This window comes from Bradyrhizobium sp. (genome assembly GCF_019242285.1).
Taxonomy (GTDB): Bacteria; Pseudomonadota; Alphaproteobacteria; order Rhizobiales; family Xanthobacteraceae; genus Bradyrhizobium.
On the sequence record NZ_JAFAVV010000575.1, the window covers coordinates 1 to 14,932 of the forward strand.

Below are 14,932 nucleotides of genomic sequence, written 5' to 3' on the forward strand. Positions count from 1 at the left end.
CACCTGTTCACCTTCTTCATGGTGGTGCCGATCTTCAATTCGATGATCCGCATCGACAAGCGGCTGATCGAGGCCGCCTATGACGCCGGCGCGAGCGGCTGGCAGACGCTGACCAACATCGTCATTCCGCTGTCGAAACCCGGCATCGTCATCGGCTCGATCTTCGTGATCACCATCGTGATGGGCGACTTCGTCACCATCGGCGTGATGGGCGGCCAGCAGATCGCCTCTGCCGGCAAGATCATCGAGTCGCGCCTCAGCGCGCTGCAATTCCCGGCCGCCGCGGCCAATGCGGTGATCCTGCTCGGCGTCACCATCCTGATCATATCGGCGCTGACGCGGATCGTCGATGTCCGCAAGGAGCTGTGAGAGATGGGCGAGAAGCGGCCACGCGCGTTCTATTTCCTCGCGGCGTTCTTCGCGGCCTATGTGCTGTTCCTGTACGGGCCGATGATCGCGATCTACATCCTGTCGTTCCAGGGGCCGGACGGCGGGCTGACCTTCCCGATGAACGGGGTGTCGCTGACCTGGTTTCAGAAGGTGCTCGCCGGCGGCGGCATCGTCGACATCGGCGCCGCCTTCAAGCGCTCGCTCGAGCTCGGCCTCGTCGTGATGGTGGTGACGGTGGTGCTGTCGGTCGCGGCCGGCATGGCGTTCCGCAAGTCCTTCCGCGGCGCCTCGATCCTGTTCTACACCGCAATCGCCAGCCTGATCATGCCCTCGATCATCACCTCGCTCGGCATCGCGCTGGAGTTCCGGCTGGTCGACGACTTCATGGTCAAGCACGGCGCCGATGTCGGGCTCGGCGCCGTTGCGGAAGGCTGGACCACCGCGATGGGCCTGTTCACCTCGGGCCTCGGCGCTCACCTGACCTGGACCCTGCCTTTCGGCCTCCTGATCATGTTCGCGATCTTCAACCGTTTCGACGGGCGGCTCGAAGAGGCCGCGCGCGACCTCGGCGCGACGCCGTGGCAGACCTTCCGCCATGTCGTGCTGCCGATCATTCTGCCATCGGTGGTCGGCATCGGCCTGTTCGGCTTCACGCTGTCCTGGGATGAATTGGCGCGCTCCAGCCAGGCTATCGGCTCCGTCAACACGTTGCCGCTGGAATTGCAGGGCCTAACCACCACGGTGACGAAGCCGGACATCTATGCGCTGGGCACGCTGACCAGTGCGGTGTCGTTCCTGGTGATCTTCTCCGCCCTGGTCGTGATCCTGGTGCTGCAGGCGCGGCAGCGCCGCCATGGCTCGGATGCCGGCAAGGGCATGGTGTAAGATCATGCGAGTAGCAAGGAGGATGAGGATCGCTTCAGCGACCCCATCCTCCGAAACCGCCGCGAGCTACAGCCCCAGATAGGCCTTGCGCACGTCGGGGTCGACCTTGATCGCGGCCGCCGTGTCCTGCATCAGCACGCGGCCGGTTTGCAGGATGTAGGCGCGGTCGGCGATGTCGAGGCACTCGGCCATGCGCTGCTCGACGATCAGCACCGTCATGCCGGCGTCGCGGATACGTTTCACCGCGGCGAAGATCTCGTCGACCAGCTTGGGCATGATGCCCTGCGACGGCTCGTCGAGCATCAACAGCCGCGGCCGGGTCATCAGCGCACGGCTGATCGCGAGCATCTGCTGCTCGCCGCCCGAGAGCGTCTCGGCTCGCTGTGCCAGCCGCTCGGAGAGCCGCGGAAACAACTCGAACACCAGTCGCAACGGCGCCTCGCGGTCCGCCGCGCCGCGATGCAGGTAGCTGCCGAGCCTGAGATTGTCGCGCACCGACAGACGAGGAAACAGCCGGCGGTTCTCCGGCACGAAGGCGATGCCGTGCGCGGTGATGAGGTGCTGCGCCAGGCCGTCGATCCGCACGCCGTCGAATGTGACCGAACCGCCACGCGGGCGCTCGGCGCCGGCGATCGATTTCAGGAGCGTTGATTTGCCCGCCCCATTGGCGCCGGCCACGCAGACGATCTCTCCTTTCGCGACCTCGATCGAGACGCCGGAGATCGCGACCAGACCCCGATAGGCGGTGGTGACGTCACGCACCGACAGCATGACGGTCCCCCAGATAGGCCGATATCACCTTGGGATCGCGCACGACCTCGGCCGGCCTGCCCTCGGCCAGCACCTTGCCGAGATCGAGCACGATGGCGCGGTCGACCAGCGGCATCACGATCTCCATGACGTGCTCGACCATCAGCACGGTGACGCCGGTCTCGCGCACGCGCCGCACCAGCTCGACGCCGGTCTGCGCCTCGACCGGTGTCAGCCCGGTCAGCACCTCGTCGAGCAGCAACAGTTTTGGGCCCGTCGCGAGCGCGCGGGCGACCTCGAGCCGGCGCTTCTCGGATGGCACGAGCTCGCCTGCCGGCACCTCGGCGCGAGCGTCCAGGCCGCAGAACTCCAGCACTTCATGCGCCTTGCGCCGCGCCTCGCGCATGCCGTTGCTGCGCACCAGCGCGCCGACGATGACGTTGTCGATGACCGTCATGGTCTCGAAACTCTTGACCACCTGGAAAGTGCGGCCGATGCCGCGGTGACAGCGCTCCGCCGCCGGCAGCCGCGTCACGTCCTCGCCATCGAAGACGACCGCCCCCTGCGTCGGCGGCATCACGCCTGCGATCAGGTTGAACAAGGTCGACTTGCCAGCGCCGTTCGGACCGATCAGCCCGACGATCTCACCGCGGCTGACCGCGATCGAGACGTCGCTGTTGGCGACGAGGCCGGCAAAGCGCTGCGTCACGCCACTTGTTTCGAGCAGAACCGTCATGGCGCTGCGACCTTGCGCCGAGGCGCGAACAGCCCGACCAGGCCCTGCGGCCGCACCAGCGAGATCAGGACAATCAGCGTGCCATAGACGATCAGGTCGACGCCGCGACCGGAGCCGCCGACATAGGAACGCGTCAGCTCGGTGAGCGGGATCAGGATCACCGCACCCAGCATCGGCCCCCACAAGGTGCCGATGCCGCCGAGCACCGCCGGCAGCGCCATCAAGAGCGAGAACTGGAAGCCCATCACGCTGTCGGGATCGATATAGGAGACGAACTGGGCGTAGAAGCTGCCGCCGACCGCGACCAGGAAGGCGGAGACGGCGGCCGCACCCATCTTGGAGTTGAACACCACCACGCCGAGACTTTCCGCGGCGTCGGGATTGTCCTTCACCGCACGCCACCAATAGCCCCAGCGGGAATCCTCCAGCCACCAGGTGACAAACCAGGCCACCGCGGCGAGGGCGAGTGCGAAATAGAAATAAGGGAGCTTGCTGCGGGCGAACTGGAAGGTGAGCCAGCTATCGCGGCGGATGGGAATGTCGATGCCGAGCGCGGCGCCGGCGAATTCCCAGTTCTGGAACAGCAGCAGCGTGGTCTCGGCGATCACGATGGTCGCGATCACGAAATAATGCCCGCGCAGCCGGAAGCAGGGATAGCCGAGCGCCATCGCAATCAGCGCCGACACGATGCCGCCGCCCAGCATGCCGAACCAGGGCAGCACGCCGAGCTTGGTGAACAACAGCGCGGTGGTGTAGGCGCCGAGCCCGAAATAGAGCGAGTGCCCGAGCGAGATCTGCCCGCAATAGCCGGACAGGATGTTCCAGCTCTGCGACAGCGCCGTGTACATCAGCGTCAGCACCATGATGTTCTGGATGTAGACGTTCCTGACGAACAGCGGCAGCAGTGCGGCGATGATGACGAGGCCGGCCGCGACCATGAGGTCGCGACGTCGGCGCGCAGCAAACGCCTTGTCCATCAGATCGACCCGAACAGGCCGCGCGGCCGGATGAAGACCACGAGCAGGTACACCGCGTAAATGCCGATCGATTTCAGCGAAGGCGGCAGCGCCAGCGCCGTGGCCGCTTCGACCAGGCCGACGATGATGCCGCCGGCGAAGGCGCCGAACACGCTGCCGAAGCCGCCGAGCGCGACCGTGACATAGGCGATCAGGGCGAAGGATGCGCCGACATCGGGATAGATATAGAAGAAGGTCGCCATGATCGCGCCGGCCAGCCCGACCAGCGCCGCGCCAAGACCCCAGCCGAGCGCGAAGACGCGGTTCTTGTCGATGCCGACCAGCGCGACCGCACCGGCGTCCTCGCGTGTCGCCTCCAGTGCTCGGCCGAAATCGGTGCGGTGGATGAAGAAATAGAGCGCCGCGAACGCCGCGATCGACACCAGCGCGCCGACGAGCTGCGGCTCGGGCAGGAACACGCCCGCGACCGAGACCGTCTTGCCGCCGAGCCAGGAGTGGGTGACGCTGCGATAGTCCGGCGTGAAGAAATACTGCGCGAGCCCGCGCATCACGATGGCGAGGCCGAAGGTGGAGAAGATCTGCACCATGCCGGCATTGGCCTTGGCCCGCATCGCAAAGCGCACGACCAGGAGATAGACCATGGCGCCGAGCACGAACAGGCTGGCTGCGACCAGCGGCGCCGCGAGCAGCGGATCGAGGGCGAAGAAGGCGAACAGAAAGAAGGTCGCGTACATCGCGATCATCAGAAACTCGCCATGGGCGAAGTTCACGACGTCCATCAGCCCGAAGATCAGCGCGAGCCCGGCCGCGATCAGGCCGTAGAGCAAGCCCATCAAGAGCCCGCTGGCGAGGGATTGGATGATGGTTTCTGCGGTCAACGCCCCCTGCCCTCTCAGCCGATCACTTCATCGGCCAGATGGCTTCGGCGACTGCGGCCTGCGGCGGGTAGACCGTGACGAACTTGCCGCCGACATATTGCAGCAGCACCGGGTCGGCGTTGTTGTTCTGCCCGCTCTCGTCGAACTTCACGCGCCGCCAGGGCATGATGGTCTGCTCGCCGGAAATGTCGGTCGCCGCCATCGCCTCACGGATCTTGTCGCCGTCGGTCGACTTGGCGCGGTTGATGGCATCCGCGAGGATGATCAGGCCGATGAACTGCCGGGAGGTCAGATCGTTGAGATCCTTGCCCGACCTCTCCTTGAACATGGCGTTGATCTTGCCGACCATCGGCCGCTTCTGGGCCAGATCGAGCGAGAATGTGCCGCGCGAGATCAGGCCCTCGAGCTTGTCGCCCACCGCATCATAGAGCGCCTTTTCCGAGAAGCCGGCGTCCTGGGCCAGGATCGCGTTCGGCCGGTAGCCGAGCTCCGCCATGGTCTTGACCAGCAGGATGCCGTCGGTCGTGTAGCTCGAGGGCATCAGCACGTCGGCATTCGCCGCCTTGAGCTGCTGCACCTCGGCCGACAGCGACGGCGAGTTGGCGCGGTACTTGATATCGGCGGCGATCTTGTAGCCGCGCTCGCCGGCGAGCTTGGCCTGTGCGTTGCCGGAATCGGTGCCGAAGATGGTGTCCTCGTGAAACAGCGACAGCGTCTCGATCTTGCTCCCCTTCTCCTTCATCGCGTCGAGGAAGTCGAACATCGCCGTCGAGTACATTTCATCGTGCGGCGCGGGACGGAAATAGAATTTGAGGCCGCGGCGATGCAGGCTCGGCGAGGAATTGTCGGCGGAGACGAACGGCGTCTGATAGCGCTCACAGATCTGGCTCACGGTCACGGCGACCGCGCTCTGGTAGGTACCGATGACGGCCGACACCTTCTCCTGCGTGATCAGCCGCTCGGCCTCGGCGCGACCCTTCTGCGGATCGGACTGGTGGTCGGCGAATACCAGGCGGACCTTGGCGCCGCCGAGGCCGGGCAGCCCCTCACCCTTGGCCAGCGGCAGATCGAAATCATAGTCCTTGTTGATCACATCCAGCGCGGTCTCGTAGGCCTTCTGGGCGTCGACGCCCTGCTGCGCATTGGCGCCGGAGAAGGGATAGACGACGCCGATCGCGACGTCGGCCGTCTCCGCCCGCGCCGCCATCGGCACGAGCGCGGTGGCAGTAGCCCCAAGCAATACGTCCCGGCGAGTAATCGTCATTGCAATATCCTCAATTGAACAGCAGCAATCGGTTAAATAATTGAACGCCGAGGTAAAGCCTCAAAGATCGGCACGGCCTGCATCAAAGCACGGCAAGGTGCCGGTTGACGAGGTCTGTTACCAGCATCAACCCCGGCGCGTGCGTGATCGCGAACGGCACCTTGGCGGCCGCGATCACCGCCTGCGGGGTGACGCCGCAGGCCCAGAATACCGGCAGCTCATCGGCTGCCACCGGCACCGGATCGCCATAGTCGGGCCTCGAGATATCAGCAATGCCGATCGACTGGGGATGTCCGAGATGGACCGGCGCGCCGTGCACGGACGGAAAGCGCGAGGTGATCTGCACCGCGCGGATGGCATGCGCGGGCTTCAACGGCCGCATCGACACCACCATCGGCCCCGCGAACGGACCGGCGGGCTGACACGCGATACTGGTCCGATACATCGGCACCCGCACCTTCTCTTCTATATGCCGCAGCGGCAGGCCTTCAGCCATCAGCGCTTCTTCAAAGGAGAAAGAGCAGCCGAGCACGAAAGCGACGAGATCGTCGCGCCAATGTGCCATGATATCGGTCGGCTCTTCCGCCACCTCTCCGTCGCGCCAGACGCGGTAGCGCGGCAAGTCGGTGCGGATGTCGAGATCGCGCCCGAGCGCCGGGATGCGGGGATCGCCGACATCGGACATGCCGATGATCGGGCACGGCTTCGGATTGAGCTGGCAGAAGCGGTGGAACGACGCCGCGAGCTTCTCCGGCAGGATCGCCAGATTGCCTTGAACAAAACCGTTGGCGACCCCCGCCGTGGTGCTTGCCATGCCGGCCCGGCAGGCGAGCCGCGCCTGCACGCTCGGCAATGGATCCTGACCGGTGATGCCGCCCTGCTCGTTCCGTGTCGAACCAATGTTCATTGCCCGCGCTCCGTGCCTCGACAGATACTGTTCGAGAGTTCTACCATGCCGCCTCGCAAATGCGTATCCCGTCCGAATGGAAGGCCTGATGACCAAGACCGCGTCCAACCTGCAGATCGATTCCGCCCGGCTCTGGGGCACGATCCACGAGACCGCGACATTCGGTGCGACGCCCAAAGGCGGGGTGCTGACGCCGTCGGCCGAGGACACGCAGGTGCGCGACTGGTTCCGCAAGGCGTGCGATGGCGTGCTCGGCACGCTGCGGCGCGATGCGCTGGCGACCTTGTCGGAGATCGTGCTCGCCGTGGAGGCCGTTGCGAAGAAGCACCGTCCGAACGCGGTCGGCACCGTCGGCGAGGCCGTGATCGCCAGCCCCTCGCGCAACGTCATCCTCGGCGAGATCGCCTTCACCGCCGATTTGCGTATCGCCGATGGCGCGATCATGGACGCGTTGGACAAGGATCTGCGCGCCGCGATTGCCGAGATCGCGGCGCGCCGCAAGGTCGAGGTTTCGCTCGACCTCGTCTGGTGCAAGCCGCAGACGCATTTCAACCCGAAACTCGTCGATGCCGTGCAAGGCGCGGCCGAGATGCTCGGCTATTCCCATCGCCGTATCACCTCGGGCGCCGGACACCACGGCTGCAATCTCAACACCCGCATTCCGGCGGCCATGGTGTTCGTTCCCTGCAAGGACGGCGTCAGCCACAACGAGCTCGAGGACGCAACGCAATCCGATTGCGCTGCCGGCGCCAACGTGCTGATGCACACGGTGCTGGCGCTCGCCGGCGTCGCCGCCTGATCGACCCAACAATGGAGCCTTGCCGTGCGCGGAGTTTTTGTCGACGCCAATGATTCGCTCGCCGAGATCTTCGAGCGACAGCGCAAGCCTGATGACCCCGAGATGCACGTGCATCTCGATCCCAACATCGCCGCCGAGCAATGGCCGGAGGTGCTCGCCGGCGCCGAGATCGGCATCGTCGACCACACCGCGCTGCCGACCGAGGTGGCACGCCGCTGCACCGGGCTGAAGCACGTGGTGTTCCTCGGCACCGGCGCGCGCAGCTACATGAACCCGGAGGAACTGGCCGGGCTCGGCATCGCCGTGCACCTGATCAAGGGCTATGGCGACACCGCGGTCGCGGAAGCGGCGATCGCGCTGATGTGGGCCTCGGCGCGCGTCATCCCCTGGATGGACCGCGAGATGCGCGCCGGCAACTGGCTGCGCGAGGATGCCATGCAGCTCACCGGCAAGACGCTCGGCCTGATCGGCTTCGGCGGCATCGCCGCCGAAGTCGCGCGCATCGCCGTCGGCAGCGGCATGAAGGTGATCGCCTGGAACCGGACGCCGAGGAGCTTTGCCGGCGTCGAGTTCGTCTCCCTGGAGCGGCTGCTCGCCGACAGCCATGTCGTCTCGCTGCATCTGCTCCTCAACGACGAGACCCGGGGCTTCCTCTCGCGCGAACGGATCAGCGCGATGCGCAAGGGCGTGATCCTGGTCAACACCGCGCGCGGCGCGGTCGTCGATGAGGCCGCGATGATCGAGGCGCTGAAGTCGGGTCACATCCGTCACGCCGGGCTCGACGTCTTCAATATCGAGCCCTTGCCGAAGGATCATCCGTTGACAAAACTCTCCAACGTCACCCTGTCGGCGCATTCGGCCTTCCGCACGCCGGAAGCGAGCGAGAATTTGATCCATGCGGCGTGGGAGCATTGCCGACGGATCGTGAGGTCGTAGAGATCGTAGGGCGGGCTAAGCGCAGCGTGCCCACCATCTGGCGTCGCATTCGCTGTAAGATGGTGGGCACGGCGCTTGCGCGCCTTGGCCCACCCTACGCAATCCGATAGCTCACAATTCCACGACGACATAGGCGTCCTCGACCGTCACCGGATAGCGCTCCGCGACATAGGGCCCGCGCACGAGATCGGCGCCGGCTTCGAGGCTGACCTCGAAATTCCTCAGCTTCGTGCGGCGCGGGTCGCACCAGGACTGGCCGGTCGCCATGTCGAATTCCCAGCCATGCCAAGGGCAGCGCAGGAATTCGCCGCGCCGCTCCATCCGGTAGTCGCCGGGGCCGTCCGACTGGGCAAGGCCGGTGATCACGCCCGCGCAGATCGCGGCACCGCCATGCGGGCAGCGGTTCAGCAGCGCGTGCAAGCGGCCTTCGACATTGAACAGCGCGATCTCGCGGCCTTCGACCTCGACCACCTTGCGCGCGCCGGGCGGCAGCTCGGCCGCGGTGCAGGCGACGTGGCGGCTCATGCGAGGCGATACAAGGCAAAAGCATTGTCCCGGAAGATCTTGCGGCGCTGCTCCTCGGTCATCGGGAATTTGAACGCGAAGCTCGGATTGTCGTAATCCCAATGCGGATAGTCCGACGAGTAGAGCAGCCGGTCCCAGCCGATCCAGTCGATGATCTCGACGAGGTGGCGCGACTGTTCCGGCTCCTCGATCGGCTGCGTCGTCCACCAGAAATGCTCGCGCAGATATTCCGACGGCCGCCGCTTCAGGTGCGGCACCTCCTTGCGGAACTTCTCAAAATGCCCGTCCAGACGCCAGGCCAGCGCCGGCGCCCAGGCGAAGCCGCCCTCGACCATCACGAACTTCAAGTTCGGGAAACGCTCGAACACGCCGCCGACGATCAGGCTGGTGGCGAGCGCCTCCATGCACGCGGTGAAGACATAGTGCTCCTGCAGATAGAAGGTCGGCCAGCCGGAGCCCGTGGACGGATGGCCGCCATTGTAGCCGACCGGGTGCAGGCCGATCGGCAGGCCGGCGCGCTCCGCCGCCTCGTAGATCGGCCAGTAGCGGGGATGACCGAGCGGATCGGACGGCCGCGACGAGATCATGATCTGCACATAGCGGCGGTCGCCGGCGCAGCGCTCAATCTCGGCGACGGCGGCCTCGGGAAATTCCTGCGGCACGACGATGCCGGCGCGCAGCCGCGGCTCCTGCCGCACCCAGCGGTCGACCTGCCAGTCGTTGGTGGCGCGCGACATCGCCGCGGCAAAGGCGGGATTGCGCTCCTCCATGCCGCCCTTGCTGAGCGCCATCAACAGGCCGAACTCGACATTGACGGGATCGAGGTGCTGCTTCTGCAGCATGCCGAGGTCTGATCCGGCCGGTCCGCCGCGCTCGGGCAGCGTGTCGGAGCGCATCCCGCCCGCCATCATGCGCGGGACCATCAGCGCGCTGCTCAGTGCCTGGCGCACATGCACGCCATAGGTCTGGTAATGCTCGCGCCAATGCGGCTCGAGATAGGGCAGCAGCTCGTCGGGCGTCCGATGCGCGGGATGGATGTCGCAATCGACGATGGTGAGCGTCTGCCGCGCCTTCTGCTCCACGAAAGGTGCGTTCATCACACGTCCTCCTTCGCGTCAGCGATCGCGGGCGTGGCCGCGTCCTGCGCCAATCGCGGATAGGTCGCAAGCGCGTTCTCGACCAGGACCTTGCGCAGCATCTCGTGCGGCAGTCCGTCCGGCAGCGCCTCCTCGCCAACGAACTGTGCATGCGGATAGTCGGTGGAGAACAACAGCACCTCCTCGGAGCCGATGCGGTCCACCGTCTGCGCCACCGCGGTTGCATCAGTCGCATCGAACGGCTGGGTGGAAAGCCGGATGTGCTCGCGGATGATCTCGGACGGCCATCGGTCGACCCAGGGCACCTCGGAGCGCGCGCCGCGCCAGGTCTTGTCGGTGCGCCACATCGTCATCGGCAGCCAGCTCACGCCCGATTCCAGCAGCACCACCTTGAGCCGCGGGAAACGGCGGAACACCCCCTCGGCAATCAAGCTGACGGTCTGGTTGGCGAAGGCCTGCGCCTGCGCGACATAGTCCTCGAACTGATAGACTGGCCAACCCACGATGGTCGGCGCGTAGCGGTAGGTGCTGCCGGCGTGCACGCCGATTGCCAGTCCATGCCGCTCCGCAGCCTCGTAGATCGGAAAGAACTCGCGGCGGCCGAGCAGCTTCTCGCCCATCACCAGCATGAGCACCTGCACGAAGCGCCTGTCCGGGGCGAGCCGCTCGATCTCGGCGACCGCCTGCGAGACGTCCTGCGGGCCGACCAGGATCGAGCCGCGCAGCCGCGGCTCGCGGTCCAGCCATTCGGCCCGCAGCCATTCGTTCACGGCCCGGCAGATCGCCGCTGCCATGTCGTCATTGTGGAGCGCGACGCAACCGTGGATCACGTTGGCGATCGCGAATTTGAGGCCAAAACCGTCGAGCAGTTGCGCCCGCACCTGCGCGAGACTGCCAGCCCCCTCCGTCGCGGCGCGCCAGTCGGCCCGCGCGCTGATCGGCGCATTCGGCGGATAGCTCATCATGGCAAACGACATGCGGTCGATGGCGCGGTTGCAGATCTGCTCGCGCCAATATTCGTCGAGATAGGGCAGCAGTTGCGGCATGCCGGGCGCCGCCGGATGGAAGTCGCAATCGATCGCACCCGCGAATGGTAGCCTCATGAATGATGCTCCCTTGCTTCCATCATGCCACCGCCGCCTGATCGAGCTTTTCCGGCCCCGCCGCCTGCCGACGCTGCGACATGCCGAGCACCAGCACGCAGCAGGCCACGACGACTGGCGGCATCGCAGCGAGCAGGAACAGTGTGCCGAGCGGGGTGTGGCCGGCAAGCAGGAACCCGCCGATCAGCGGGCCGCTGATCGAGCCGATCTTGGCGACCGACAAGGCCCAGCCGACCGCGGTCGCGCGGTTGGCGCTGGGATAGAACAGGCCGACCGTGCTGTTCAGCCCCTGGTGGCCGCCGATCACGAAGAAGCCCGCGCCCAAGAGCGCGGCGAAAAAGGTGCTGTCGCCAAGCCCGCCGAAGCCGAGCGAGGCGACCAATGGCGCCGCAACCAGCGGCAGGATGGCGATCGCGATCACGCCGAAACGATCGAGCACCCGGCCGGCGGTGAGACCGCCGATGGCGCCGCCCAGGCTCAGCACGGTCAACCCCAGCGCGGCCTGGGCCGGCGTGTGTCCCGACGCTTCCGCCAGGATCGGCGTCCAGCTATTGAGGAAGAACATCGTCATCGAGCTCGCGATATAGGCGAACCACAGCACCGGCGTCACGACCGCGAGCCTGCCATCGAACAGCGCCACGAGCTTGGCAGCCAAGCCGCTGCCGCCCGTCTGCGCCTCCTCGTGAATGACGAAACGCGAATCCGCACGCGCGGCAAGCCCGGGCTCGATGAGGTTCAGGATCCGCGCCACTTCCTGTGGCTCACGGTCGTTGGCGACCAGGAACTTGACCGACTCGGGAAGTGTGAAGAAGCACAGCACCGCGGCGGCCAGCGGCAGCACGCCGCCGATCCAGAACACGATCGGCCAGCCGAAAATCGGCACGAGGCCCGCGGCGATGAAGCCGCCGACGCTCGCCCCTGCCACGTAGCCGACCATGATGATCGCCACCACCGTGCCGCGAAAACGGTTCGGCGCATATTCGAGATTGAGCGAATAGCACAGCGGCGACAGGCCGCCGATGCCCAGACCGGCCAGGAAGCGCAGCACGATCAGGTGGGTCGTGGTCTCAGCCCATGCCGCAGCCAGCGTGAAGCCGCCGAACACCAGCGCCGATGCGAGGATCGCGAGGCGCCGCCCGATCCGGTCGCCGAGATAGCCGAACACCAGTCCTCCGACCAGGATGCCGAACAGGCCCGCACTGAACACGATGCCGAGCGCGGCCTTGTCGATGCCCCAGCTCCGGACGATCGAGGGCGCGGCAAAGGCCATCGCCTGCAGATCGTAGCCGTCCAGGAACATCATCAGGGTCGACAGCGTGATGACCGTCAGCACCAGACGATTGCGGCGCTGCCGCTCGATCACGCCGGTGACGTCGATGATATCCGACCCGCTCATGTCCGCTTCCTCCGCTGCCGGACCCTTGCTTTTTCGTGGTCTCGGCTTCTTGTTCTCGTTGATTTCGGCTCCGCAGATCGAAGCGCTATGTGCCTTGCAGCGTAGTTACTCCGGAATCCAAAGACAATCAGCTTTGGCCGCATGGCGGCCGGCGCAAATCGATGGAGCGCCGGCTTCCGTGCCCATATCGGTTGAGCCGCCAATCCCACACTTCCGATGGATCGCGGCATCCGAAGGCCAACGTGGGCAGCTTTCTCGCACCGGCTACTCCACCATCTCTGCGACCGCCTTGCCGCAGGCGGCGGTGTCGGCATTGCCGCCGAGGTCGCGGGTGCGCAACATGCGCTCGGCGAGTGTACGCTCGATCGCGCCGACGATCGCTTCGGCGGCTTCCTTCTCGCCGAGATGCTCGAACATCATCGCGCCGGACCAGATCATGCCGATCGGGTTGGCGATCCCCTGCCCCGCGATGTCGGGTGCGGAGCCATGCACGGGCTCGAATACGGAGGGAAAGTTGCCCTCCGGATTGATGTTGCCCGATGGCGCGATCCCGATGGTGCCGGTGCAGGCCGGCCCGAGATCCGACAAGATATCCCCGAACAGGTTGGAGCCGACCACGACATCGAACCAGTCCGGATGCAGCACGAAGTTCGCGGTGAGAATGTCGATGTGGTACTTGTCCCACTTCACCCCGGGATATTTCTTCGCCATTGCCTCCACGCGCTCGTCCCAATAGGGCATGGTGATCGAGATGCCGTTGGACTTGGTCGCCGAGGTGAGGTGTTGCTTCGGCCGCGACTGCGCGAGGTCGAAGGCGAACTTCAGGATGCGGTCGACGCCGATCCTTGTCATCACCGTCTGCTGGGTGACGAACTCGCGCTCGGTGTCCGGGAACATCCGCCCGCCGACGGAGGAATATTCGCCCTCGGTGTTCTCGCGCACCACCCAGAAATCGATGTCGCCGGGCTTGCGGCCCGCCAGCGGCGACGGCACCCCCGGCATCAGCCGCACCGGACGCAGATTGACGTACTGGTCGAACTCGCGACGGAATTTGATGAGCGAGCCCCACAGCGAAATGTGGTCCGGGATCTTGGCGGGCCAGCCGACCGCGCCGAAATAGATCGCGTCGTGCTTGCCGATCTTGTCCTTCCAGTCGTCCGGCATCATCTGGCCGTGCTTCTCGTAATAATCATACGAGGCGAAGTCGAAATGGTCGAAGCTCACGGCAACGCCGTGCTTCTTCGCCGCCGCCTCGACGACGCGCAACCCTTCCGGCATCACCTCCTTGCCGATGCCATCACCGGGAATGACCGCGATCCGGTAGGTCTTCTTTGCGCTATCCATCGAGAAACTTCCTTGTGATCGGTCCGGCCCGACAGGCCCTTGTTTGATGGCCCTGCAATGGACCAAACTGGTGGCGAGATCAACGCTGCAGTGCAATGTTGACCGTCATGACCGCTCCCGCCTAACTCCGCCCACGTCACCATCTCAACCAGCGAGCATCCCATGGACCTGCATCTGCGCGGCAAGCGCGTTCTCATCACCGGCGCCTCGAAGGGGATCGGCGCCGCCGCGGCCGAAGCCTTTGCCGAGGAAGGCTGCCATCTGCGCCTTGCCGCGCGCAGCGGCGACCAGCTCAAGGCGCTGGCCGACCGGCTGCGTTCGCAGCACCAGATCGACGCTACTATTCATGTCACCGATCTGCGCAAGCCCGAGGACATCCAGCACCTGGTACAGGACACCTCCGACATCGACATCCTCGTCAACAATGCCGGCGACATTCCCGGCGGCTCGATCGACAAGATCGACGAGGTGACCTGGCGCCACGCCTGGGAGCTCAAGGTGTTCGGCTACATCAACCTGACGCGGGCGATCTACGCGCAGATGAAGGCGCGCGGTGGCGGCGTCATCGTCAACGACATCGGCGCCGCCGGCGAGAAGTTCGATGCCAACTACATCTGCGGCAGCGCCGGCAATGCGGCGCTGATGGCCTTCACCCGCGCGCTCGGGGGAAAAAGCCTTGCCGACAACATCCGCGTGGTCGGCATCAACCCCGGTCCGGTCGGCACCGACCGCCACGTCACCCTGATGAAGACGCGCGCCAAGCACCAGTTCGGCGACGAGAGCCGCTACAAGGAGCTCCAGAAGGGCATGCCGCTCGGCCGGCCGGCGCATGCCCGCGAAATCGGCGACCTCATGGCGTTCCTCGCCTCTGACCGCTCCGGCTACACCTCGGGCGTGATCTTCACGGTCGACGGCGGTCTCGCCGCAGGCTGGGGCTAGGAGGCG

General features: G+C 65.8%; 16 protein-coding genes. 5 read left to right on the forward strand and 11 right to left on the reverse strand.

Annotated elements, in window-relative coordinates; translation table 11 throughout:
* On the forward strand, nucleotides 1-369 hold a 369-nt coding region (locus JOY90_RS23280; protein ID WP_291693463.1), incomplete at its 5' end, for an ABC transporter permease.
* Between the two features lie 3 nt (nucleotides 370-372).
* Complete coding sequence (locus tag JOY90_RS23285) at nucleotides 373-1,275, forward strand: ABC transporter permease (RefSeq protein WP_291693464.1); 903 nt, start codon at nucleotides 373-375, stop codon at nucleotides 1,273-1,275.
* A 66-nt stretch (nucleotides 1,276-1,341) separates the two neighbouring features.
* Here JOY90_RS23285 and JOY90_RS23290 read toward each other — a convergent pair whose 3' ends face one another.
* From JOY90_RS23290 to JOY90_RS23315, 6 genes are all read right to left on the reverse strand, one after another.
* Nucleotides 1,342-2,046 carry an ABC transporter ATP-binding protein gene (locus tag JOY90_RS23290; protein ID WP_291693465.1) on the reverse strand — a complete coding sequence of 235 codons (705 nt, stop codon included), beginning with the start codon at nucleotides 2,044-2,046 and terminating at the stop codon, nucleotides 1,342-1,344.
* Entirely contained in the window at nucleotides 2,030-2,761 is a 732-nt protein-coding gene (locus JOY90_RS23295; protein WP_291693466.1) for an ABC transporter ATP-binding protein, read from the reverse strand. The genes JOY90_RS23290 and JOY90_RS23295 overlap by 17 nt, the downstream gene beginning before the upstream one ends.
* Nucleotides 2,758-3,738 (reverse strand): branched-chain amino acid ABC transporter permease, encoded by a 981-nt coding sequence (locus tag JOY90_RS23300; RefSeq protein ID WP_291693467.1) that lies wholly within the window; start codon nucleotides 3,736-3,738, stop codon nucleotides 2,758-2,760. The genes JOY90_RS23295 and JOY90_RS23300 overlap by 4 nt, the downstream gene beginning before the upstream one ends.
* Entirely contained in the window at nucleotides 3,738-4,616 is an 879-nt protein-coding gene (locus JOY90_RS23305) for a branched-chain amino acid ABC transporter permease (RefSeq protein WP_291693468.1), read from the reverse strand. Before JOY90_RS23305 ends, JOY90_RS23300 begins: the two co-directional genes overlap by 1 nt.
* A 22-nt stretch (nucleotides 4,617-4,638) precedes the next feature.
* A complete protein-coding gene (locus tag JOY90_RS23310) occupies nucleotides 4,639-5,880 on the reverse strand; it encodes an ABC transporter substrate-binding protein (protein WP_291693469.1) in 1,242 nt (413 codons plus the stop codon).
* Between the two features lie 82 nt (nucleotides 5,881-5,962).
* The gene (locus JOY90_RS23315) at nucleotides 5,963-6,787 is read right to left on the reverse strand and encodes a putative hydro-lyase (RefSeq protein WP_291693470.1); all 825 of its coding nucleotides are present in this window, start codon (nucleotides 6,785-6,787) and stop codon (nucleotides 5,963-5,965) included.
* Nucleotides 6,788-6,875: 88 nt separating this feature from the next.
* Here JOY90_RS23315 and JOY90_RS23320 point away from each other — a divergent pair, with 88 nt between their 5' ends.
* On the forward strand, nucleotides 6,876-7,586 hold the full coding sequence (locus JOY90_RS23320; RefSeq protein ID WP_291693471.1) for a M20/M25/M40 family metallo-hydrolase: 711 nt from the start codon (nucleotides 6,876-6,878) through the stop codon (nucleotides 7,584-7,586).
* Between the two features lie 24 nt (nucleotides 7,587-7,610).
* Nucleotides 7,611-8,522 carry an NAD(P)-dependent oxidoreductase gene (locus JOY90_RS23325; RefSeq protein WP_291693472.1) on the forward strand — a complete coding sequence of 304 codons (912 nt, stop codon included), beginning with the start codon at nucleotides 7,611-7,613 and terminating at the stop codon, nucleotides 8,520-8,522.
* 111 nt (nucleotides 8,523-8,633) lie between these two features.
* Here the strand turns inward: JOY90_RS23325 and JOY90_RS23330 are convergent, their stop codons facing one another.
* The 5 genes from JOY90_RS23330 to JOY90_RS23350 all read right to left on the reverse strand — a co-directional run bounded on the left by JOY90_RS23330 (nucleotide 8,634) and on the right by JOY90_RS23350 (nucleotide 13,987).
* Nucleotides 8,634-9,047 carry a Rieske (2Fe-2S) protein gene (locus JOY90_RS23330; RefSeq protein ID WP_291693473.1) on the reverse strand — a complete coding sequence of 138 codons (414 nt, stop codon included), beginning with the start codon at nucleotides 9,045-9,047 and terminating at the stop codon, nucleotides 8,634-8,636.
* Nucleotides 9,044-10,144 (reverse strand): amidohydrolase family protein, encoded by a 1,101-nt coding sequence (locus tag JOY90_RS23335; RefSeq protein ID WP_291693474.1) that lies wholly within the window; start codon nucleotides 10,142-10,144, stop codon nucleotides 9,044-9,046. The genes JOY90_RS23330 and JOY90_RS23335 overlap by 4 nt, the downstream gene beginning before the upstream one ends.
* Entirely contained in the window at nucleotides 10,144-11,247 is a 1,104-nt protein-coding gene (locus tag JOY90_RS23340) for an amidohydrolase family protein (protein WP_291693475.1), read from the reverse strand. The genes JOY90_RS23335 and JOY90_RS23340 overlap by 1 nt, the downstream gene beginning before the upstream one ends.
* Before the next feature lie 22 nt (nucleotides 11,248-11,269).
* Nucleotides 11,270-12,643: an MFS transporter gene (locus JOY90_RS23345; RefSeq protein WP_291693476.1), complete on the reverse strand. Its 1,374-nt coding sequence runs from the start codon at nucleotides 12,641-12,643 to the stop codon at nucleotides 11,270-11,272.
* A 264-nt stretch (nucleotides 12,644-12,907) separates the two neighbouring features.
* Nucleotides 12,908-13,987, reverse strand: coding sequence for a tartrate dehydrogenase (locus JOY90_RS23350; RefSeq protein ID WP_291693477.1), 1,080 nt, complete (start codon nucleotides 13,985-13,987; stop codon nucleotides 12,908-12,910).
* Between the two features lie 162 nt (nucleotides 13,988-14,149).
* On the opposite strand from JOY90_RS23350, the gene JOY90_RS23355 reads away from it, so the two are divergent.
* A complete protein-coding gene (locus tag JOY90_RS23355; protein ID WP_291693478.1) occupies nucleotides 14,150-14,926 on the forward strand; it encodes an SDR family oxidoreductase in 777 nt (258 codons plus the stop codon).
* Nucleotides 14,927-14,932 lie beyond the last annotated feature (6 nt).

Excerpts from the sequence above, each read along its gene's own strand:
- JOY90_RS23310 (WP_291693469.1), bottom strand. The coding sequence starts at position 5,880 with ATGACGATTACTCGCCGGGACGTATTGCTTGGGGCTACTGCCACCGCG.
- JOY90_RS23320 (WP_291693471.1), top strand. The coding sequence starts at position 6,876 with ATGACCAAGACCGCGTCCAACCTGCAGATCGATTCCGCCCGGCTCTGG.
- JOY90_RS23285 (WP_291693464.1), top strand. The coding sequence starts at position 373 with ATGGGCGAGAAGCGGCCACGCGCGTTCTATTTCCTCGCGGCGTTCTTC.
- JOY90_RS23330 (WP_291693473.1), bottom strand. The coding sequence starts at position 9,047 with ATGAGCCGCCACGTCGCCTGCACCGCGGCCGAGCTGCCGCCCGGCGCG.
- JOY90_RS23300 (WP_291693467.1), bottom strand. The coding sequence starts at position 3,738 with ATGGACAAGGCGTTTGCTGCGCGCCGACGTCGCGACCTCATGGTCGCG.
- JOY90_RS23315 (WP_291693470.1), bottom strand. The coding sequence starts at position 6,787 with ATGAACATTGGTTCGACACGGAACGAGCAGGGCGGCATCACCGGTCAG.
- JOY90_RS23340 (WP_291693475.1), bottom strand. The coding sequence starts at position 11,247 with ATGAGGCTACCATTCGCGGGTGCGATCGATTGCGACTTCCATCCGGCG.
- JOY90_RS23345 (WP_291693476.1), bottom strand. The coding sequence starts at position 12,643 with ATGAGCGGGTCGGATATCATCGACGTCACCGGCGTGATCGAGCGGCAG.
- JOY90_RS23295 (WP_291693466.1), bottom strand. The coding sequence starts at position 2,761 with ATGACGGTTCTGCTCGAAACAAGTGGCGTGACGCAGCGCTTTGCCGGC.
- JOY90_RS23290 (WP_291693465.1), bottom strand. The coding sequence starts at position 2,046 with ATGCTGTCGGTGCGTGACGTCACCACCGCCTATCGGGGTCTGGTCGCG.
- JOY90_RS23335 (WP_291693474.1), bottom strand. The coding sequence starts at position 10,144 with ATGAACGCACCTTTCGTGGAGCAGAAGGCGCGGCAGACGCTCACCATC.
- JOY90_RS23355 (WP_291693478.1), top strand. The coding sequence starts at position 14,150 with ATGGACCTGCATCTGCGCGGCAAGCGCGTTCTCATCACCGGCGCCTCG.
- JOY90_RS23350 (WP_291693477.1), bottom strand. The coding sequence starts at position 13,987 with ATGGATAGCGCAAAGAAGACCTACCGGATCGCGGTCATTCCCGGTGAT.